This is a genomic window from Pyxidicoccus sp. M15 (genome assembly GCF_056858435.1).
On record NZ_CM166495.1, the window covers coordinates 12,024,720 to 12,043,556 of the forward strand.

General features: G+C 70.9%; 15 protein-coding genes. 6 read left to right on the top strand and 9 right to left on the bottom strand.

What is annotated here, in order from left to right; translation table 11 throughout:
- The first annotated feature begins 269 nt into the window (after positions 1 to 269).
- Both ACX9TP_RS44715 and ACX9TP_RS44720 read left to right on the top strand, forming a co-directional pair.
- Positions 270 to 1,187, top strand: a complete 918-nt coding sequence (locus ACX9TP_RS44715) for a hypothetical protein (protein ID WP_482976824.1) — start codon at positions 270 to 272, stop codon at positions 1,185 to 1,187.
- Positions 1,188 to 1,297: 110 nt separating this feature from the next.
- Positions 1,298 to 1,657: a hypothetical protein gene (locus ACX9TP_RS44720; protein ID WP_482976825.1), complete on the top strand. Its 360-nt coding sequence runs from the start codon at positions 1,298 to 1,300 to the stop codon at positions 1,655 to 1,657.
- A gap of 303 nt (positions 1,658 to 1,960) precedes the next feature.
- Here the strand turns inward: ACX9TP_RS44720 and ACX9TP_RS44725 are convergent, their stop codons facing one another.
- Positions 1,961 to 2,797, bottom strand: coding sequence for a family 16 glycosylhydrolase (locus ACX9TP_RS44725; RefSeq protein ID WP_482976826.1), 837 nt, complete (start codon positions 2,795 to 2,797; stop codon positions 1,961 to 1,963).
- Between the two features lie 230 nt (positions 2,798 to 3,027).
- Between ACX9TP_RS44725 and ACX9TP_RS44730 the strand changes: the two genes are divergently transcribed.
- Positions 3,028 to 4,497 carry a hypothetical protein gene (locus ACX9TP_RS44730; protein ID WP_482976827.1) on the top strand — a complete coding sequence of 490 codons (1,470 nt, stop codon included), beginning with the start codon at positions 3,028 to 3,030 and terminating at the stop codon, positions 4,495 to 4,497.
- Between the two features lie 21 nt (positions 4,498 to 4,518).
- Here ACX9TP_RS44730 and ACX9TP_RS44735 read toward each other — a convergent pair whose 3' ends face one another.
- The 3 genes from ACX9TP_RS44735 to ACX9TP_RS44745 all read right to left on the bottom strand — a co-directional run bounded on the left by ACX9TP_RS44735 (position 4,519) and on the right by ACX9TP_RS44745 (position 11,553).
- A complete protein-coding gene (locus tag ACX9TP_RS44735) occupies positions 4,519 to 8,517 on the bottom strand; it encodes a hypothetical protein (protein WP_482976828.1) in 3,999 nt (1,332 codons plus the stop codon).
- A gap of 214 nt (positions 8,518 to 8,731) precedes the next feature.
- The gene (locus ACX9TP_RS44740) at positions 8,732 to 9,157 is read right to left on the bottom strand and encodes a VOC family protein (protein ID WP_482976829.1); all 426 of its coding nucleotides are present in this window, start codon (positions 9,155 to 9,157) and stop codon (positions 8,732 to 8,734) included.
- Positions 9,158 to 9,333: 176 nt separating this feature from the next.
- The gene (locus tag ACX9TP_RS44745; RefSeq protein WP_482976830.1) at positions 9,334 to 11,553 is read right to left on the bottom strand and encodes a M4 family metallopeptidase; all 2,220 of its coding nucleotides are present in this window, start codon (positions 11,551 to 11,553) and stop codon (positions 9,334 to 9,336) included.
- 243 nt (positions 11,554 to 11,796) lie between these two features.
- On the opposite strand from ACX9TP_RS44745, the gene ACX9TP_RS44750 reads away from it, so the two are divergent.
- Positions 11,797 to 12,678 (top strand): hypothetical protein, encoded by an 882-nt coding sequence (locus ACX9TP_RS44750; protein ID WP_482976831.1) that lies wholly within the window; start codon positions 11,797 to 11,799, stop codon positions 12,676 to 12,678.
- A gap of 67 nt (positions 12,679 to 12,745) precedes the next feature.
- Here the strand turns inward: ACX9TP_RS44750 and trhA are convergent, their stop codons facing one another.
- Positions 12,746 to 13,360 carry a PAQR family membrane homeostasis protein TrhA gene (trhA, locus tag ACX9TP_RS44755; RefSeq protein WP_482976832.1) on the bottom strand — a complete coding sequence of 205 codons (615 nt, stop codon included), beginning with the start codon at positions 13,358 to 13,360 and terminating at the stop codon, positions 12,746 to 12,748.
- A 35-nt stretch (positions 13,361 to 13,395) separates the two neighbouring features.
- Positions 13,396 to 14,181, bottom strand: coding sequence for a fatty acid desaturase (locus ACX9TP_RS44760; RefSeq protein ID WP_482976833.1), 786 nt, complete (start codon positions 14,179 to 14,181; stop codon positions 13,396 to 13,398).
- 83 nt (positions 14,182 to 14,264) lie between these two features.
- Here ACX9TP_RS44760 and ACX9TP_RS44765 point away from each other — a divergent pair, with 83 nt between their 5' ends.
- Entirely contained in the window at positions 14,265 to 14,903 is a 639-nt protein-coding gene (locus ACX9TP_RS44765) for a TetR/AcrR family transcriptional regulator (RefSeq protein ID WP_482976834.1), read from the top strand.
- On the opposite strand, the gene ACX9TP_RS44770 is transcribed toward ACX9TP_RS44765, so the two are convergent.
- From ACX9TP_RS44770 to espC, 3 genes are all read right to left on the bottom strand, one after another.
- Positions 14,900 to 15,277, bottom strand: a complete 378-nt coding sequence (locus ACX9TP_RS44770) for a VOC family protein (RefSeq protein WP_482976835.1) — start codon at positions 15,275 to 15,277, stop codon at positions 14,900 to 14,902. The genes ACX9TP_RS44765 and ACX9TP_RS44770 overlap by 4 nt on opposite strands.
- Before the next feature lie 118 nt (positions 15,278 to 15,395).
- Positions 15,396 to 15,707 carry a hypothetical protein gene (locus tag ACX9TP_RS44775; RefSeq protein WP_482976836.1) on the bottom strand — a complete coding sequence of 104 codons (312 nt, stop codon included), beginning with the start codon at positions 15,705 to 15,707 and terminating at the stop codon, positions 15,396 to 15,398.
- A 191-nt stretch (positions 15,708 to 15,898) separates the two neighbouring features.
- Entirely contained in the window at positions 15,899 to 18,415 is a 2,517-nt protein-coding gene (gene espC / locus ACX9TP_RS44780; protein WP_482976837.1) for a serine histidine kinase EspC, read from the bottom strand.
- Positions 18,416 to 18,549: 134 nt separating this feature from the next.
- Between espC and ACX9TP_RS44785 the strand changes: the two genes are divergently transcribed.
- A complete protein-coding gene (locus ACX9TP_RS44785) occupies positions 18,550 to 18,771 on the top strand; it encodes a hypothetical protein (protein ID WP_482976838.1) in 222 nt (73 codons plus the stop codon).
- The last annotated feature ends 66 nt before the right edge of the window (positions 18,772 to 18,837 follow it).

Consider the following 18,837-nt stretch of genomic DNA (forward strand, 5'->3'; position numbering starts at 1 on the left):
CCGCGCCCATCGCGGGCCGGGCCTCGCCAACAGCGTCCACTCCACGGCCCCCACCCCCCCCGGCCCGAAGGAATGAGGAGTCTACCTTCGAGACGACGCCCCGCCCCGGCGGCGTCGTCCCGGGCCGAGGCGGAGGTCATGGCGAGCTGCCCCAGAGGCTCGACCAGCTTCGGAACACGCCTGCCTACTCGGCCCTGCCGGAAGGCCTGCGGCTGCGAACGGAGACGGCCATCACGACCAGCTCCAACCCCGTCCAGACCGCGACCAACATGCAGCGCCTGGTGGCCTCTCCAGGGGTCTCTGGCCTCGGGGTCGCGACGCAAGAGCAGCTGGTGGGAACGCAGTTGACGCGGCCAGGAGACAGCCGGCTGGCCGGAGAGCTGTCGTCTCTCGCGAGCGACACGTCCTTCCAGGGATTGACGGCGGCGCAACGGACGGAGGTGCTCAGCGGCATCTCGACCCACGGCAACGCGGAGGCCTACCTCCGCTCGCTCGGCAACGATGCCCTGCTGACTCTGGCCGAGGCTCCGGGCGGCGCGGAGAAGCTGCGCGCGCTGCGCTCCGCAATGGCCTCGGAAGGGCTGACGAGCGCGGAGCAGGCCCAGGTGGACCGCATTGACTCGGCCACCTTTACCCCGGGAGCGGGCCTGACTGTCAGCGGGAGCAACGCCGACCAGGCGAGCTATGTGCACATGGTGCGCCGGGAGATGCTCACCTCCCCCTCGTTCCGCACGCTGATGAACACCATCAACGCCGACTCGGCCCATCCCATCACGGTGAACACGGGGCGCGGTCAGGCGGGAATCTTCGTGGATGGCTTCCAGTATCCCTCAGCCGGCCAGCAAACCATCGATCTGGACGACTTCGAGCAGTGGCCTCTCACCCCTCCGGCTGGCAACCCCGACGCCATGGCCCGAGGACAGAATCTGGTCCATGCGATGGCGGAGGCGTACCAGGGCGCTCTGGGAAATGGCTATGCGGTCAGTCACACCGCGGCCATCAATGCGGAAAACCAATATCGGCGGGACATCGGTCAGACGTCGCAGTTGCGGCTACCTCCGAATGACACGGCGAGAGGCCCCGGTGGAGAGGTCATCTTCCAGTACGACAACGGCTACCAGGAGCAGATCCGCGTCAGCGGTAACAACATCACGGGCATCACCCGTGTCAATCCGAGCGGGCCGTGAACCTGCGGCTCTTGTCCCTCACGCTCATGATGACTTCGATGGAAACAGCCATGGCTACCGGCAAACCCGATGCTCCAACGCAGCAGGCGCAGCCCCCCTTGGAGGCGGCCTTGGCTCGGAGCACGGTGGCTTTCGTGGGCACGGTCGTCTCGGTGGGCGCACCGCCGCCTCAATGGGCGGGGCGCATTCCCATGTACCAGGAGGTTTGCTACCGGCTCGATGAGCCCCTCAAGGGACACGTCTCTGGCCCGGAAGTGGTGGTGCGCCACGTGGTGGTGGCCCACAGCCCCACGGCCCAGCCCGGCGACGTGCCCGGACTCTCTTCGAAGCTCTTCGCTCCGGGGACGAAACTCCTCGTCCTTGTCACGGGGAAGACGGACCAGGGTGGACTGGTCAGCCTCGAAGAGCGGCTCGGAGCCCAACCCGTCACGGCCGAGTTGCTGACCCGCGTACGGACCCTGGTGAAGTAGCTGGATGATGCCGTACGTGTCGACCCGGCTCCCCAGACCCGGAGAGGGCGCGAACGGCAGGTTGGCGTCCTTGGGCCAGAGTGTGACGCGGAAGCAATTCTCGCAGTAAGCAACGCTCCCAACTTCGCTGGTGGTGAGCCAGCACTGCTTCGGGGGTGGAGCTCATGAACGCGCTGCATGCCTGGACCTTGTGTGCTGTTCGCGAGCCGGAGGGGACTGGCGGTGCTGGAAACCGCGTGCCACCCCGCCCTCCGGCGCCAGCCCCAAGTCCGCACAACAGGGGCCCAGTCCTTCCCATGCTCCTCAGGGAACCAGCGCGACGAGCTGGTTGTTCTCCGAGGGGGTGAACTTGAGGGACTGGAAATAGAACGCTTGGTAGCAACCGCCAGAGGCGCCGCAGTTGCCGGACGCGTCGGCGCCGTTCAGGAACGGCGAGCCGTCGGGCGTCCAGCCCTGCCAGAAGCTGATGAAGGCGTAGCACAGCGACTCGTCGTAAGCGCCGACCGTCGACATGTCCTGGCTCCGGATGACGACGTAGTTGTTGCCCGTGCCCGTGAGGTCGACCGACCAGGTGACCATGTCCGGCTCCCAGTCGATGCGGTAGCGGTACACCGACGCGCCCCAGCCGGAGGTCGTGTCGGGCAGCGGGTTCGGCGGGGTGCCGGTCCACAGCGGCGTCGCGGTGTTCGCGTACGCCTTTTTCTGCCACCAGACGTTGGTCGACACGCTCTGCGTGCCACACGGCGAGGACCCGGGGGTGCAGTGGCCGGAGAACTCGAAGTCGATCTCCTGCTCCTGGTCCTGATCGAATTCGCTCAAGTAGAAGGTCGTGGTCACGCCGCTCCCGGCGCCCACCTTGATGGACAGCTCGTACTGGCCAAAGCCGAGCGCGACGCCGAGCCGCATCTTCGCCGAGTACCAGGAGCCCGCCCCGCCCCAGTTCGCCATGTTCATCGTCGCCAGCTCGATGTTCGGCCCACCCCCGCCCGGCGGCGGCGAGTAGCTGTAGGTCGAGGACGCGTACGGCCCGCTCGTCAGGTTGGTCCAATCCGACGAGCCGAGGCTGTAATAGACGCTCTGCCCGGCGACGGTGAGCCCGCGAGCGGGGTCGGTCTTCAGTTCGCGACGTGCTTTGCCCATGGTGCACCGTGGTGACAATGGTGAAGAGTTTCCAGCCTGCGAGTGACTCCTCGCCGGTGGGCGGCATCACCGCATCACAGAGACGGACCGGGGCTCTCGGTGTGATGTGCCTCGGGTGATGACGCGGCGCGCGGGTGCAACCTCCGGGAGGAAGACCCGTCGGGCCTCGTGCAGCAGCGAGAACACGCGCTTCGGACGGCTATACGCTCCGGCCGGGATAGACTGGCGCGGTGAGCGACACCCTTGATGACCTTGCCCGCGCGGCCGAGGCCTTCGAAGGCCACGCGGAGGTGGAGAGCTTCCAGTTCCTGCTGAACGCCTGGCGCCAGCGGCGCGAGGCGCGTGTCGCCGCGCTGGTGGAGCGGCTGTCGTCGCGGCTCACCGCCCCCCCCACTCCGCGCCGGTACAGCGAATGGTCTCTGACCATGAAGGAGCATCACCCGCTGGACGTGCCGGGACTGCTGGCCACCTCGATGACGACGGTGAACAGCGGGTTCTGGGGCCACCTGCCCAAAGAGCTGCACATCCTCACCCAGTGGTCATCGGACCCACGCCTCACCCCGGTGTTGCTGGACCTCGTGTTCAGGCCTGCCGCGCTCGACCGGCACTCGTTCAGGGCGCTTTGCCGCGCGTTCAAGGCCACGAAGGACCCGCGCGCCCTGGAGCCGCTGCGGGCGCTGCGGCTGACGCTCCCGTCTGGCTTCAACCAGACCGGGTTGCTGGACGAAGTGCTCCAGGCCATCGCCGCCGTGGTGCCCCCACCGCTGGACGCGGCGACCCTGGCCCGGTGCATGGACCTGGAGCAGGCCCTCTCCGAGCGCGAAACCTCCGAGGCACGAAGCGCGTCCATCCGCGAGCTCCTCCTGGCGCGTGTGTACGCGGACCCCAGGGACACGTCCGCGCGGATGGTGCTGGCCGACCACCTGCTGCAGGACGGGGTGCCGTGGGGCGAGCTCATCATGCTCCAGTGCATGCCGCGCTCGAACAGGGCTCGCATCGAGCGATTGCTGGAGACGAACGCGTGGCAATGGGAGGCTCCGCTCGGCCCCCATGTGGCGCGGGGCTCCATCCGCTTCGAGCGGGGCTTTCCCTTCGCCGTCCGGCTGAGTCGCGACTGGAGCGGCGGGCTGCCCGAGCCCGGACGGGTTTGGAGGACGGTTCGGGAGGTGGACCTGGCCGGGACGCGGTTCTTGGATGCGGCGAAGTGGCTCTCGCACGAAAACCTGGGTGGAGTGACGATACTGAGGGGCGTGGTTCCACTCGTCGCGCGGACGCTGGCCACCGAGAGCCTCGGGGTCGGGGTGCGGCAGCTCGGGCTGTCGGAGGGCCTCCCTCCGGGATTCTTGAGCCTGTTCAAGGAGCTGTCGCGGCTGCCCCGGCTGACGCGCCTGTTCCTCCGGAACGCGACCTCGACGGATGTGTACCTGTGCGTGGACTCGGGACTGGCCTCGCGGCTGGAGCGCTTTGAAGCACACGCCCCGGGCCAGTGGGCGCTCGTGGTGACGCCTTCGGAGGATGTGCCCGTTCGTGCCACGCTGGTGAGCAGTGCGGGCGCGAACCATCTGTCTGCCGCCGTGCACGCCGCCATGGGCTTCAGCACCCGGGCCCTGCGCGTTCAGGGAGCGGCCCGCGTCCCCCCCGAGGCGCAGCAACTGCTAAGGGCGTCGGTGTCCGGGTACGCCCGAGTGGAGTGGCGCTGAGATGAAGCTGGGCCCCGCGAGTCACCAACTGGAGCTGCGGAAGCCCGAGCCGCTGCCCGACGACGAACCCCCATCGTCGCTGCTGCTCCAGGACGAGCTGCTCCAGGACGAGCTGGTGCTCCGGGGCCGGGCGGCCTCCCTGCGGCGCTCTTCTTCCTCCTCTCGCCGCCGCCGCTCCTCCTCCCGCCGCCGGCGCTCTGCTTCGCGTCGCTCCTCCTCCTCTCGGCGACGTCGGGCCTCCTCTCGCTCGGCTTCCCGGATGGCATCCAGCGCGGACCGCTCGGCCCATTGCGCGGCCTGCTCCGCCGCCGGGTAGTGCCCCTGCCGCAAGGCCTCGCGCGCATCGGAGAGCTGCGACGCCCCGGGCCTCCCGGAGATGCTCACGCCGTAGTCACCCGACCAGCGGTCCGCGCGCTGCACGGCGCGGCTCGCCTCCTCGATGGCACCCACGGCGCGCTCGGCCGCCTCGAGCTCTCCTCTCAGCGAGGAGGCCGCGGTCTCCAACCGCGACTCGAGGCGCCCGGCCTCCGCGTCCACCGCGTTCCAGTCCTCGTGAGCGGCGTCCAGCCTCCGTGCCGCCATGGCGAGCGCGCGGCCCATTTCCTCCACCGCCCGCCGGGCGCGGGTCGTCTCCTGGCTGTCGGTCACTCCGTCGCTGGCGGCGCGCTTCGCGAGCGACTCGGCCTCCTTCAGCTCGGCCTTCGCGGACGCGATGCGCTCCCCTGCCCTCGCGTGCAGCTTGCGGTCGTTCGCCACGCCTTGCTGGACCTGGGTGAGCGCCAGGGTCGCCGCGGTGAGTCGCTCGGCCGCGGAGAAGGGTTCGGAGGGACGGGCCGCCACCGCCTCCCGCGCGGCATGAAGCAGGAGCCCGCCCGCCGCGAGCGCCGCCTGCGTGGGCGCCATGGTGCGCAGGTCGGCGGCCTCGGTGGCGCAGGCGGTGGCCAGCAGCTCGGTGGCCATGAGCGTCCGCGCGTTCGCCGCCTCGGCGGCCTCGAGCTGGCGGACCTTCTCCTCCAATTCGTCCAGGCGGTGAGCGACGAGGGCGTGGTGTCCCTCCACCTGGCGCAGCAGCTCCGCGGTGGCGAGCAGCCGCGCGGCGTCGAAGGCGGCATCCGCCTCGCGGAGCAGCCCCGCCGCCTGCTTCCGGTGCGAGGCCGCCTCACCCAGGTTGTCCCCCACGGTGCCGTTCGCGTTCGGGTGCACGGGGTCTCCCGCGCGCAGGCGCAGCGCGGAAGGCTGGTAGCGCCGCGTCACCTCGCCCAGCAGCGCCTCCCGTTCCGCCGCGAGCCGCTCCAGCCGCCGCGCCTCGGTCAGACAGGCCTCGCGTCGAGGGGCGAAGCGCGCCAGGGCCTCGCGGCTGTGGGCGAGCACGGCATCCACCTCGGACACCCGCGCCAGCGCAGCGGTGAGCCCGGTGCACGCCGGTTCCAGAGCCCCCTCCCCCAGCGCCTCGCGGGCCTCCGCGAGTGACTGCTCGCCCGAGCCCGCGAGGTGGGACGGATTGGAGCCCTCCTCGCGCAGCAGCGCCGAGGGCGGCTTGCCCATGGCCTGGCCCAGCTCGGTCCTCGCGGTGTCGATGGCCCCCGCCGCCCGGGTCAGCTCGGCGCGAGCCTTTCCGGCCATCGTGACCAGCGCCTCGGCTTCCGAGGTGCGCGTGCGAAGCAGCTCCAGGCCTTCGGTGAGCGACTGGAGGTCGGCCGTGACGGGCCGCTCCACCAGGGCTTCCGCCACCGCGTTTCCCTCGTGTGTGAGCAGCTCGATGGACCGGTCCACCCAGTGGCGGGGCAGCCCGGTGGCGACGAGCGCGACGCCCGCGCGCTCCGCCGTGGGCAGCACCTCCGCACGGCCGCGCCCGAGCACCGCGCGCAGGGCCCGGGTGTCCATCCCCTGTCGCAGCCCCTCCTGGAGCGGACCCTCGAGCGCCCCGAGCGGGTCCTGGAGCAGCAGCGCCCGTGCACGCTCGACGCACGCCTCCAGCGCGGGCGCCACGCGTCCCACGAGCGCCGGGGCCCGCAGCCCTTCCACCTCCGCCTCGTGGCCGCGCAGCTCGGCGGACAGGTCCACCAGCCGGGCAATCTGCTCCCGGGCGTGCTCCGGCGCATGCTCCAGCGAATCGAGCGCGGCGAGCGCGTTCGCGGCGCGCGTGTTGAACGCCTCGACGAGTGCCTCGAAGGACAGGGAGAACGGCTGGTAGCTGGCCAGCGGTCCGATGAGCTTCTGCGCGTCGGTGCGGCCGCCCCGGAGCACCAGCTCGACCCCCTCGTCGGGGTGGAAGACGATGGGCTGGTCGCGCAGCAGGTGCGTGACGCGCGTGTACCGCCCGGTCGTCAGGTGCTTCCCGAACCCGTTCAGGACCCCCGTTCCTCCCGTGAGCCAGGTGTCGGCCTCGCCCAGCACGCGCGACGCGGCGACGGACAGCAGGAACAGCTCGTCCACGTCCGAGGCGAGCTTCAGCGCCCGCTCGCGCGAGACGCCCGCATAGCGCTGCTCGATGTCCTCCCGGGAGCGGCCGGCCACGCCGTGGGTCCGGTCCAGCAACCCGAAGAGGGCCTGGGTCTTCTCGTCGATGGCGGTGCGCCACTGCGTGTAGCGCGTCAGGGCCTCGCGCCTGCGCCGGTTGCGCCGGAAGCGCGCGATGCCCAGGGCGGTGAGCAGCGTCACCGAGCCCATGAACACGCCGAACACGCGCAGGGCGCGCTCCACCTCGGCCTTCCGGATGCCCGCGAGGGCCACCGCGTAGGCCTCGTCGCTCGCGCGCACCCACCCGGTGAACGCAGGCTCTCCGCGCTCGAACGCCTCACGCGCCTTCCGCAGTGCCTCACGCGAGGCCACGAGGTGCGACTGGACGAGCGGCGCGTCGGGCCGCTTCTCCGCGGCGTCGAGCAGGCCCGGAAGCGCGTTCATCCGCTGCTCGCGCTGGGACAGGTCCTCCAGCACCTTGCCCAGGGCCTCCCGCCGCGCCACCGCCTCGCCGAAGCGCGCCTCCCGGTCACCCGACAGCACCTGGGCGGCGGACCGGGCTGCTTCGAGCGCTTCCTGGGCGGCCCCCACCTCCGGTGGCTCGAAGCGACGGAGGGGATGCGCCAGGAGCGACGCGAGCGCGGTCTCCTCCTGCCGGAGCCTCATGAGGGCCGCGCGACATTCCTCCACGCCCTTGCGGGCCTCGTCGATGGCGACCCGCAGCGTCTCGTGCGCCGCCTCCGCCTCCTCGAAGCGCGCCTTGTCCGCGGGCTCCAGCAGCTTCAGCGCGAGGGCCACCTTCGCGCGAAGCCCCGCGAGGTCCGGGTTGGCCTGGGGCACGAGGGGCACGGCCCGCCCCTGGAACGTCTCGTCCCGGAGCGCGGCGATGGTGTCGAGCGTGCCCAGGAGCCCTTGCAGGCGGTCGCGCAGCGAGACGCGCCGCTGCTCCCGCGCAGCCTCCTCCTGGCTCACGGCGCGGGCCAGCCGGGTGTCGATGGTGGTGATGGTGTCGCGCGCCGCATCGACGACGCGGCCACCGTCGCGCATGGCGGCGATGGCGGCCGCATCCAGCGTGCCCACCCAGTGCTCCTCGCCCAGCCCGCGCCGGTCCTGCGCGTCCGAGGCGAAGTAGGACAGGTTCCGCTCCTCCAGCGAGAGGAGGAAGATGGCGCCGTCCTGCTCGCCCGTGCGCGGATGCTTCAGCGCGCCGAAGCGCGTGCGATTCGACAGCCCCTTGCCGAGCGCGTGCTTCACCGCCTCGATTCCCTCGAAGGAGGTGCCCTCGGCGTCGGCGAAGCGCTCACCCTTGGCACTGTCCAGCAGCACCACGGTCCAGTGAGGCGCGTTCGCCGTCAGCCACTTCTCCAGCTCACGAAGCCGCTCGTCCGACACGCCAATGTCGCCCTTGACGTAGAGGTGCTGCGACTCGGACCACAGCTTCACGACGCCCACCGCGCTGCGCACGCGCTGGGGGCGGCTGCCAGCCTGGGCCGGGACGGAGAGGAAGCCGATGCCAAGGACCAGCAGGACGGTCGCGACGACCGGGAGGGAGTGCTTCATTTCTATCGGAGGGCTCCTGTCGGAAAAGCTGCTGGAGCCTAGCGAAATCGGCTGGGGCCGTGCGCCCATTCCTCTACGAGCGCGGGGACGGAACACAGCAGCAGCACGCTGAGTCCCCTGCTGGCGCTGCGCAGGTGCGGAGCAAGATGATTTCCTGGCGTCCGCACTCGCGGGGCTCGACGGGAGCGGAACCGCAGGTGCGGCGGATGCCGGCTCAGCGGATTGACTGGGCGAGCCCGATGAGAATGCCCTCGGGTCCGCGGATGTAGCAGAGCAGGTACACGTCCTCGTACCGCACCACTTCATCGCTGACGAGCTCCGCACCGTGTTTGTAGAGACGCTCGAGCGTCTCATCGAGGTCGTCCACCTCGAACATGACGCGGAGGTAGCCCAGGGCGTTCACCGGTGCGGTGCGGTGATCGGCGACCACATCCGGTTCGAGAAAGCGTGAGAGCTCGAGCTTTCCGTGGCCGTCCGGCGTGCGCATCATGGCGATCTCGACGCGCTGGGAGCCCAGGCCGGTGACGCGCCCTGCCCACTTGCCCTCCACCATGGCGCGTCCTTCGAGTTCGAGGCCGAGCTCGGTGAAGAACGCGATCGCCGCGGTGAGATCCACGACGACGATTCCGACGTTGTCCATTCTGATAGCCATGTGGCCAGACTACGGACGCCCCGGCGCCACGTGTCAACCCAGGTTCAAGGAGCGGCTCCACCGAAGTAGCGGAACGAAAAACGCCCCGGCCACCCTCGCGGGCAACCGGGGCGCTTCCCGTCAGACGGAAGGAGGCCGGAGGAACGGCCCCTTCCGCCCGTGGCTCAGTTGAACTTGACGATGAGCGTGCCGTCCGTGAAGCCGCCCTTCGCGCCGAAGACCTGCACGTAATACTTGCCCGGCTCGAAGCCGTTCAGGTTGCAGTTCTCCGTGCTGTGCTCGTTCACGCCACGGCAGTCGTAGGCGGAGGCCGAGGGCACCGCGGCGCGCTGCACGTACAGGTCCGCGTTGCCCGTGCCACGCAGCTGGACGTGGATGTTGCGGGTGCCACCGTCGGTGCGCTCCGGAATCTGCACGGTGAACACCTGCGACGAGCCCGCCGCGCCGGACAGGCCGGAGATCTGCACGTTCGGCTCGATGGGCACGTAGCCGCCCTCCCACGTCACCACCAGCGACACGCCGGCGTAGGCGCTGAAGCCGTTCAGCATCGCGTACCAGGTGCCCTGCGCCGGAGCGGCGAAGGTGCACGTCTCGTTGTTGCCGCCGGAGTACGGACGGCAGTCGTACGAGGTGGACGTCGGCGCGTTGTTGTAGCGGACGTACAGGTCCGCATCACCCGTGCCACCGGACATGGTGAACTTCAGGTTCTTCGCGCCCTCGGGCACCACCACGGAGAAGTACACCTTGCTGCTGCGCGCGCCGGAGAGGCCCGTGACGGGGACGTTCTTCTCCATCGGGGTGTTGACCGGAGGAGGCACCGGCACGCCCACGCCGACGGCCTTCCACGCGTTGCTCACCGAGGTGACGGTGGCGGCGTCGTAGCCCAGCTGCGCGGCCGCCTGCTCCGTGGCCGTCTTCGCGGCCTCGAAGTTGGAGGACGGCAGGAGCAGGTCCGCGTTGGCCTTGTAGAAGATGCGCGCGGCCTTCTCGATGCCGATGCCCGCGACGGCCTGCGTCGTCTTGCCGCGCGGGTGCGTGCCACCCTGCGACAGCAGGTAGAACGCCAGGTTGGAGATGCCGGAGCTGTAGTGCACGTCCGTGCCCGACGAGTAGTCCGGGTAGTAGTCCAGCGAGACGCCGTCAACCGTCGGGCTGTTCATGTAGCGGAGCGCGTCGTTCGGGATGCTCGGCGTCCAGACGTCGTCGCCGATGAGCCAGTGGCGGGCGGTGACGTCACCCGCACCGTCGCCGTACCACTCGCAGACCGCGCCGAAGATGTCCGACATGGACTCGTTCAGACCGCCGGACTCACCCGAGTAGATGAGGTCCGACTCGTTGTCCGTCACGGCGTGCGTCAGCTCGTGCGCCGTCACGTCCAGCGAGTTGGCCAGGTTGGACGCGTTCACGCCGTCGCCATCGCCGTACACCATCTGGGTGCCGTTCCAGAAGGCGTTCACGTAGTTGACGCGGTGGTGCACGGTGCTGATGAGCAGCGCGCCCGCGTTGTTGATGGAGTCACGGCCGAACAGCGAGCTGTAGCAGTTGTAGACGGTGCCCAGGTGGTCGTAGTTGGTGTTGACCACCGCGTCGGCCACGGGGGCCTGTCCCTCGGTGCGCGCCACGGGGCCGGGCAGCGTGCTGAGGTTGTTGCCGGTGTGCATCCGGCGGTTGAGCGCCTCGTGGATGGTCGGAATGCGCAGCTGCACGTCGCCCTTCTGCGCGTCGACCAGGATGATGTCGCGCACCGGGGTGCCGTCCGGCTTCTCACCGGTCTGCTCGAGCTTGTACATCAGGCGCAGCTCTTCGCCGTCACGCCAGTAGACCAGCTCCGCCTCGGGGCTGGTAACGGAGCCCTCGAGCGTGTCGCGGTCCGCGGCCGCCGCGGCCACCGCCGCGTCGGAGGCGATGGAGGCCTTCTCCGCGGCCTTCAGGTCGCTGCGAACGTTGGTGTTCGCCGCGAAGACCTTGCCGTCACGCGCGTGCAGCCGCAGCTCACCGCCGAACACCGGCAGGCCCTGGCGGGTGACCGCGTAGCGGTAGTGCACGTCGCCCTGGGGGTCCTTGTACGACTTGGTGAAGGTGAGGTCCGCCGGGTCCAGCTTCAGCAGCGGCGCCACGGTGGCGATCACCGACGCCAGGTGCGGGGCCTGCAGCGACTCCGCGCCCACCGAGTCGATGACGGGCAGCGTGCCCAGGTCCCCACCGATGAAGCTGGGGGCGCCGGACGCGTCTGCCTCGATGACGTTGACGCCATTCTCCAGCCGCTGGCTGCGGCTCCCGGACTCCGGAGCCTTCGCGCCCGCCGCCGGAGCTGCCTCGTTGCACGCGCCAACGAGGAACGACAGCGCCGCGACTCCGAGCGCTCCACGTACTCGATTCTGCATTCTGAAACCCCCTGGGGAAAAACGAACTGGGATGGGTACGGCTGGAATCAGAGTCTCACGTGATTTACGCGACTATCAAGTACCCACGAGATTTTACGGTATTACTGAACTCCCTACCTACCCGTGTGGCTGTGGACCCGAGCGGGCCCGGGCGGTGTCCACGGGTGAGCAGGCAGCGCTCCCAGCGCGGCATGGGACGTCCAGCGTGAGCAGACTGTCCTTCCCTTCCACCCGGGGCCCGTCATGCGTCAGCGATTGCTGTTGCTGCTGAGTGTCGTCTGGGGTGTCGACGTGTGGGCCCAGGTGCCGGAGCCGCTCACGGAGTCGCGGCCCGCGCCCGTGCGGGGCTGGGTGCCGGCCTACGACGCGCACGTCCGTGCGGAGGCGGCGAAGGTGCCGGCGCTGCGGACGCTGCCCGCGGAGAAGATGGCGGACTTCTGCCCCCGGTGGGCGGAGCTGGCGCCCGACGCGCGCCTCCAGTTCTACGCGGACCTGCTGTACGCCATCTCCGGGCCGGAGTCCGGGTGGGACCGGCGGGTGATGTTCAACGAGACGGGCATCATCGACCGGGCCACGCGGCGGCAGGCCGTGGACCCGGTGACGCGCCGGCCCATCCTCAGCGAGGGGCTGCTCCAGCTCTCCTATGCGGACATGGCCGGCTATCCCCCGGCGGAGGGGCTGGGCTGCCGGTTCGACTGGGAGGCGGACCGGGCGGCCTTCACGAGCGATGTGGCGGCGGGCGCGGGGGCCCGCACGTTCCACTCCAGCCACCCGGAGCGCTCGCTGCTGAATCCGTACGCGCAGCTCACCTGCGGCGTGCACGTCCTCCACACGCTGGTGCGGCGCTTCCCCCAGGACGACTTCCGCGCCGCCGCGGGCCGGTACTGGTCGACGATGCGCCCGAAGAAGAAGTCCCACGTGCGGGTGGTGGCGGCGCTCCAGGCGCGTGAGAGCGCCTGCTTCCAGCAGGCACCGGCGGCGTGGAGCGTACTGGCAGCGCTGCTCGAGTCCCTGGCCGGCTGGGCTCCCGGCCCCGCGGCTCACGGGCTCGTCACGGGCTCGCGCGCCGAGCGGGAGGCGGGCCCGGAGCGCCGGGCCAGCGCGCCGCCGGTGGGTCCTCCGTGAGCTGAGCGCCCGGCCCACGGGAGGGTGCAGCCGCGCGCCTGACGGCGGCCTGCCTCCGAAGCCCCGGCTACGCGCTCGCGGCGCGGACGAGCCGCAGCACCACGACGAAGTGCAGCCCGGCGCCCACCAGCGTGAGCGCGTGGAAGAGCTCGTGGTAGCCGAACACCCCGGGCCGCAGGTCCGGCCGCTTCAGGGCATACGCGATGGCGCCCGTGGTGTAGGCGACGCCGCCAGCGAGGATGAGGGCGAGCTCGGCGGCACCGAGCGCCCGGCGTGCATCCCCGAGGTACGGCACCAGCGTCCAGCCGACGGCGACGGCGAGCGCCGCCGTGACGACCTTCGGCGCCCCCACCCAGAACAGCGACTGGAGGACGCCGAGGAGCGCCCCGCACCAGATGGCGAGCAGCAGGCTGTCACCCGCCGCTCCGGTGACGCCCAGCAGCGCCACCGGCGTATAGGTCCCCGCGATGAGGATGAAGATGGACGCGTGGTCCATGCGCCGCATCCACGCCCGCCCGCGCGGGGACCAGTCCACCCGGTGGTACGTCGCGCTGACCGAGAACAGCACCACCAGGCTGATGGCATACAGCGCCGCCGCGGCGGCGGCACGGGGCGTGGGCGCCATCGACACGAGCACACACCCCGCCCCGAGCGCGCTCGCGGCGGCGAACTGGTGCAGCACCCCTCGGAGCTTCGGCTTCTCCGCGGCCCGGGCGTTCAGGACGCGGCCCGCGCTTCGACGGCCGACTCCGACGGCGGACGAGGAATGAGGGAGTCGCGTTGGATGGTGACGAGGCCCAGCTTTTCGAGGAGCACGCAGGCACCATAGCCGAGGTCGACCTCGTGCCGCCGGTAGGAGAAGGACGCGGACGCCGGATGGCGGTGGTGGTTGTTCTGGAAGCCCTCGCCGAGGATGAGCCACGCGGCCAGGTGGTTGTTGCGCGAGTTGTCCGGCGTGTCGAAGTTGCGCCCGCCCACCGCGTGCCCGAGCGCGTTGACGATGCCCCCCTGCACCGGGTGGCTCATCATCCCCAGGAACCACGCGGCGCCCAGGAGCCAGCCGATGCCCACGCCCAGCGCCAGTCCCACCGCGGCGTGCAGGAGGTACGGCAGGTACCAGCGCCCGGTGCGGTTCAGCGCGTTGAGCGGGAAGTCCAGGTCCCTCGCATGGCGCGTGTACTCCGGCTCCTCGCGCAAGAGCCCCACGATGACGCGCTTGTAGTTGCGCAGCTGCTCCAGCCCGATGCCGAGGAGCCCGACGTTGACCGGCGAGTGCGGGTCCAACGGCGTGTCGGAGTGCGTGTGGTGGAGCCGGTGCATCACCACCCACGCCTTCGGGTCCAGCCCCGTGAGCCAGTTGCCTCCGGTGATGAGCGCCCCGCGCAGCGCCGGGTGCAGGCGCACCGCCTTGTGCGCCAGGCCCCGGTGGTAACCCACCGAAATCGTGAGGATGTTGAGCAGATACGCCGCCAGGAAGACGGCTCCGCAGATGGCGAGGTACATGGAGGGCTCCAGCTTCCGCCGATGGGTTACCGGCCAGTAGGTTCCGGTTGAGTAAGTTACTCGCGAGTAGGTTAGAGGTCAACGTGGCGAAGAAGAAGCGTTTGTCGGGCGCCGACCGCCGGGTCCAGCTGATGGAGGTCGGCCGGGGGGTCTTCGCCTCGCACGGCTACGAGGCGACCTCGATTGAGGAGGTGGCCCAGCAGGCAGGCGTGTCCAAGCCCATCGTCTACGAGCACTTCGGCGCGAAGGAGGGGCTCTACGCGGCCATCGTGGACCGGGAGATGGACGACCTGGTGGCGCGCATGTCGGAGAGCATCTCCCAGGGCACGCCGCGCGAGCGCTTCGAGGCGGCGGTGCTGGCCTTCATGACGTACGCGAAGGAGGAGCCCGCGGGCTTCGCGGTGCTGACGCGCGACTCGCCGCTGGCCACCGCGCGGCGCGGCCTGACGCGCGTCATCGACGACCTGGCGCAGCGGGTGGGCGACATCTTCCGCAGCGAGTTCGAGCGCGCGGGCTTCAACCCCAAGGTGGCCCCCATCTACGCCAATGCGCTGGTGGGGATGGTGACGCAGGTGGGCCAGTGGTGGGCCACGGAGGGCAAGTCCTTCTCCATCGACCACGTGTCACGGCATGTCGCGGCGCTCGGGTGGATGGGGCTGCGCCACCTGCCCCGCGAGCCGGACTCCCCCGGGGCGCGGCTGGGCGCGAAGAAGCGCGGCTAGCCTTCCTGGATGACGGACAGCACGTTGCCTGCGGGGTCCTTGAACCAGGCAATCAGAGGACCGCCGCCGTGGAAGATGCCCTTCGCGTCGGTGTCCTTCTCGAACTGCGGGTAGCGCTCGAAGCGCACGCCGCGGGCGGAGAGCTGGTCCACGGCCTTGCCCACGTCCGGCACCGGGAAGTTGAGGATGGTGAAGGTGGCGGGGACGTGGTCGTCCTTGGGGTAGGCCAGCACGTCCCGGCCTCCGGCAAGGTGCAGGGACAGGATGCCGTTCTCCACCGACACCTTCAGGCCCAGCGTCTCCTCGTAGAACTTCCGGGCCGCCTGTACGTCGTTCACCGAGAAACCGCTGAACGCCTTGGTGTTCCCGAACATCCTTGCCTCCTGGGTGGAGCTCCTCGAGGCCATCGTGGGGTCCCCCCGGCGCGTGCGCAGCGGGGATGCCGCCGTGCGCCTGGCCTCCGGCCGGAGGGGCAGGCCCCGGGCCGCCGTGTCAGTGGAGGGTGCGGGGGATGGCGTCGGCGATGGACTCTCCGTCCCCCGGGTCGAGCACGCGAATCTCCGTGGCGATGTGGAGCCCACCGGCGATGAAGTAGCCGATGCGAATCTGGGCATTGTCCGTCAACCGGCCCTCCTCGGTGACGTCCGTCCAGCTGTAGCGGGCGCGGTCGTCGATGCGCACCGTGACGTCCTCTCCCGCGGCGAGGTCGTGAACCGTCAGGTGGTCCGGGCCGGCGTCCACGATTCTGCCGGTCACCATCCGCTCCACGTTGGCCTGGTTCTCACTCCAGTTCTCCATCACCATGGCGCTCTCCCGGCCGGTGACTGCTCCCGCGAGGCCCGCCCGGCGAACGAGCCCGAGGCCCTCCGCCCGGCGACGCGAGACGCGCCAACCCGTCCTGCCCTCAAGCTGCGCCCGGCCAGGGCCGGCCACCACACCCGGCCAGGGCCCCTGCTCCGCCGCCATCCGGTGGGGCAGCGGCCCGCAGCGCACGGCTAGTGGCGCGAGCCGCCCACGGCGGCCACGGGCTCCGGCTCCAGCAGGGGGCCTCCGTCCGTCAGCGCGGCGTCCACGGTGGCCATCAGCACCTCCGGGCGGACGGGCTTCTCCAGCACGCGGTTCGTCACCGACTCCATGAACGCGCGCGACTCCGCGGTGTAGGCCCCGCCGGAGATGAACACCACGCGCTCGGCCTGGTCCGGCGCCGTGGCGCACAGGCGGCGGAAGACGGTGGCGCCGTCTGTCTCCGGCATCTGCAAGTCACACAGGATGACGTCGAAGCGGTGCCCCGCCGCCACCAGCGCCAGCGCCTCGCTGCCGCGCGTGGTGGTGACGATGTCGTGGTAGGGCTCCAGCAGCAGGCGCATGGACTGCGCCAGCCTCGGCTCGTCGTCCACCACGAGCACCCGCCCGCGGCGGCTGCGGGACGTGGGCAGCGCGGCGGCCACCGCGGACCGCGAGGAGGGCGTGCTCACCTGCACCGGCGCGGCCGGCAGCAGCACGCTGAAGACGGAGCCCCGGCCCGGCTCGCTGCGCACCTCCAACTCACCCCCGTGCGCGCGGACGACCTGCTGGCAGATGGCGAGCCCCAGGCCCGTGCCCTCGCTGGTGGGCTTGGTGGTGAAGAAGGGCTCGAAGATGCGGGGCAGCACGTGGGCGGGGATGCCGGCGCCGGTGTCCATGACGTCCACCCGCGCGCGGCCGGACGCGTCCGTGCTGGTGCGCACGCGCACCTCGTTCAGCGTGGGGCTGCCCTCGGAGATGGCCTGCATGGCATTCACCAGCAGGTTGAGCAGCACCTGCCCCAGCCGCGCCTCGCTGCCGAGCACGCGCGGCACCGGGCCGAACTCCTCCACCACCCGGGCGCGGTGGCGCAGCGCATGGCTGACGATGCGCACCGCCGGAGGCACCAGCGCGTTGAGGTCCACCAACCCACGCTCCTGGTCTCCCTGGCGGCTGAACACCTGGAGGTCCCTCACGATGAGGCGGATGCGCTCCGCCCCTTCCAGCGCGCCCCGCACCCCGGACAGCGCGTCGCGCGTCGCGGGCAGGCCGCCCTCGGAGAGGATGCGCGCGGCGGCCTCCAGGTTGAGCACCAGGTAGGCCAGCGGGTTGTTGATTTCGTGTCCCACGCCGGCCGCGAGCGTGCCCACCGCGGCCACGCGCTCTGCGGCGACGAGGCGCGCCTGCAGCTCCTTGGTGGCGGTGATGTCGCGGTGGGTGGCCACGAAGTGGGTGATGTCCTCGCCGGTGGCGCGCACCGGGGACAGGAGCACCTCGGTGCGCAGCGGGCTGCCGTCCTTGCGCGTCACCGGCACCTCCGTGCACAGCGGCTCCCCCGCGAGCAGGGCGCCTCGCACGCGCCGGGTCAGCTCCGGCTCCTGCTCGCCATAGACGAAGCACGGGTCCTTGCCCACGAGGTCCTCCCGATGGTGGCCCACCAGCGCGCACAGGGCCTCGTTGACGAACACGGTGCGCAGCAGGCCCGGGGCGCGCACCTCCGCGATGAGCACGCCCTCGTGCACGCCGTGCACGGTGGTGGCCAGCAACTGGAGCTGCTCCACGGCGCGCTTGCGCTCGTCGCTCGCCGCCGCCACCAGCAGCCCGGTGACGGAGGTGACGGCGACGAAGAGCTGCAGCACCAGCAGGTCGTCCGTGATGTGGCCGGAGGAGAAGGGCCCCTGCCCGCTCGCGGTGCCGACGATGGCGGCCGTGGCGATGAACAGCGTGGCGGTGGCCGCGCCGCCCGCGCCGAAGCGCAGCGCCGCCCAGGCCGACATGGGGAAGAGCAGGAAGGCCCCGACGTGCTTCGCGCTCAGGCTCACGTCGGAGAGCATGAAGATGGCCGCGCCCAGCGCGGCGGTGAGCCCCGCCAGCAGCAGCGCCTCGCCCCACCTGCGCGGGCGCCGCAGCTGCCCCAGCGCCAGCAGCGGAGGCGCCATCACCAGCACCCCCATCATGTCCCCCACCCACCACACCCAGATGGTGCGGGCCAGCTCCGCGCGAGGCAGCACCTGTCCCAGCATCAGGCTCAGTGAGCCCAGGGTGGCGCTGGCCGCGGTGCAGGCCGCGCCCGCGCCCGCGCACAGCACCACCACGTCCCGGATGCGCCCCAGGCGGGCGTCGAACCCCACCCGCCGCAGCAGCAGCGCGCCCAGCACCGCCGACACCGTGGCCGCCGTGGCCACCCCCAGGCTCGACGGCAGGGGCGCCGCGGTCAGCCCTGCGTTGACGCACAGGGCGCCCAGGAAGACGGCGGGCCAGCGCGAGGGGCCGCGCAGCACCAGCCCCGCGAGGGCCACCCCGGCGGGAGGCCAGACGGGGCTGACGCTGCTGCCCACGGTGGCCACCAGCAGGCCCAGCCTCCCGGCCACGAAATACACGAGTGCCAGCGCCAGCACCTCCAGGAGGTACCTGACGTTGACCGCGCGAACGCTGGCTCGGAGCAGCCCGAAGATGACCCATCCCCCCAGGTACCGTCCGCTGACGCGACGGGTACCTACGGCTCCCATGCTAACCGGGTCCCCCCGCGTATTGCACCTGTCCCCCGGAGACCAGGCAGGCAAGCGTCCAGGAGCCGATAGCCGGCCATGCAATGGGTTGGGGCCCTCTTGCGTAGAAAGGGGCAAGGAGGTTCACCGAAACGATGTCGCGTCCCGGAATCGCTGCCCTGCTGTCCTTCCTGATCCCCGGTGTGGGCCAGATCTACAACGGGGACATCCTCCGCGGAGTCTTCTGGCTCATCATCACCCCGGGCTTCTGGATCGGCACCGGTGGGTGCCTGGGCTGGGTGTGCCACATCATCGCGGCCGCCACGGCGCACAGCCGGGCGGAGAACCAGGTGAAATACCGCGTCACCGTCGTGTAACGGCACCGGCCGGCCCCTGGGGAGCCGGCGGGTGCCTTGCCCCGAAGTGACAGGGAGCCCGGCGCC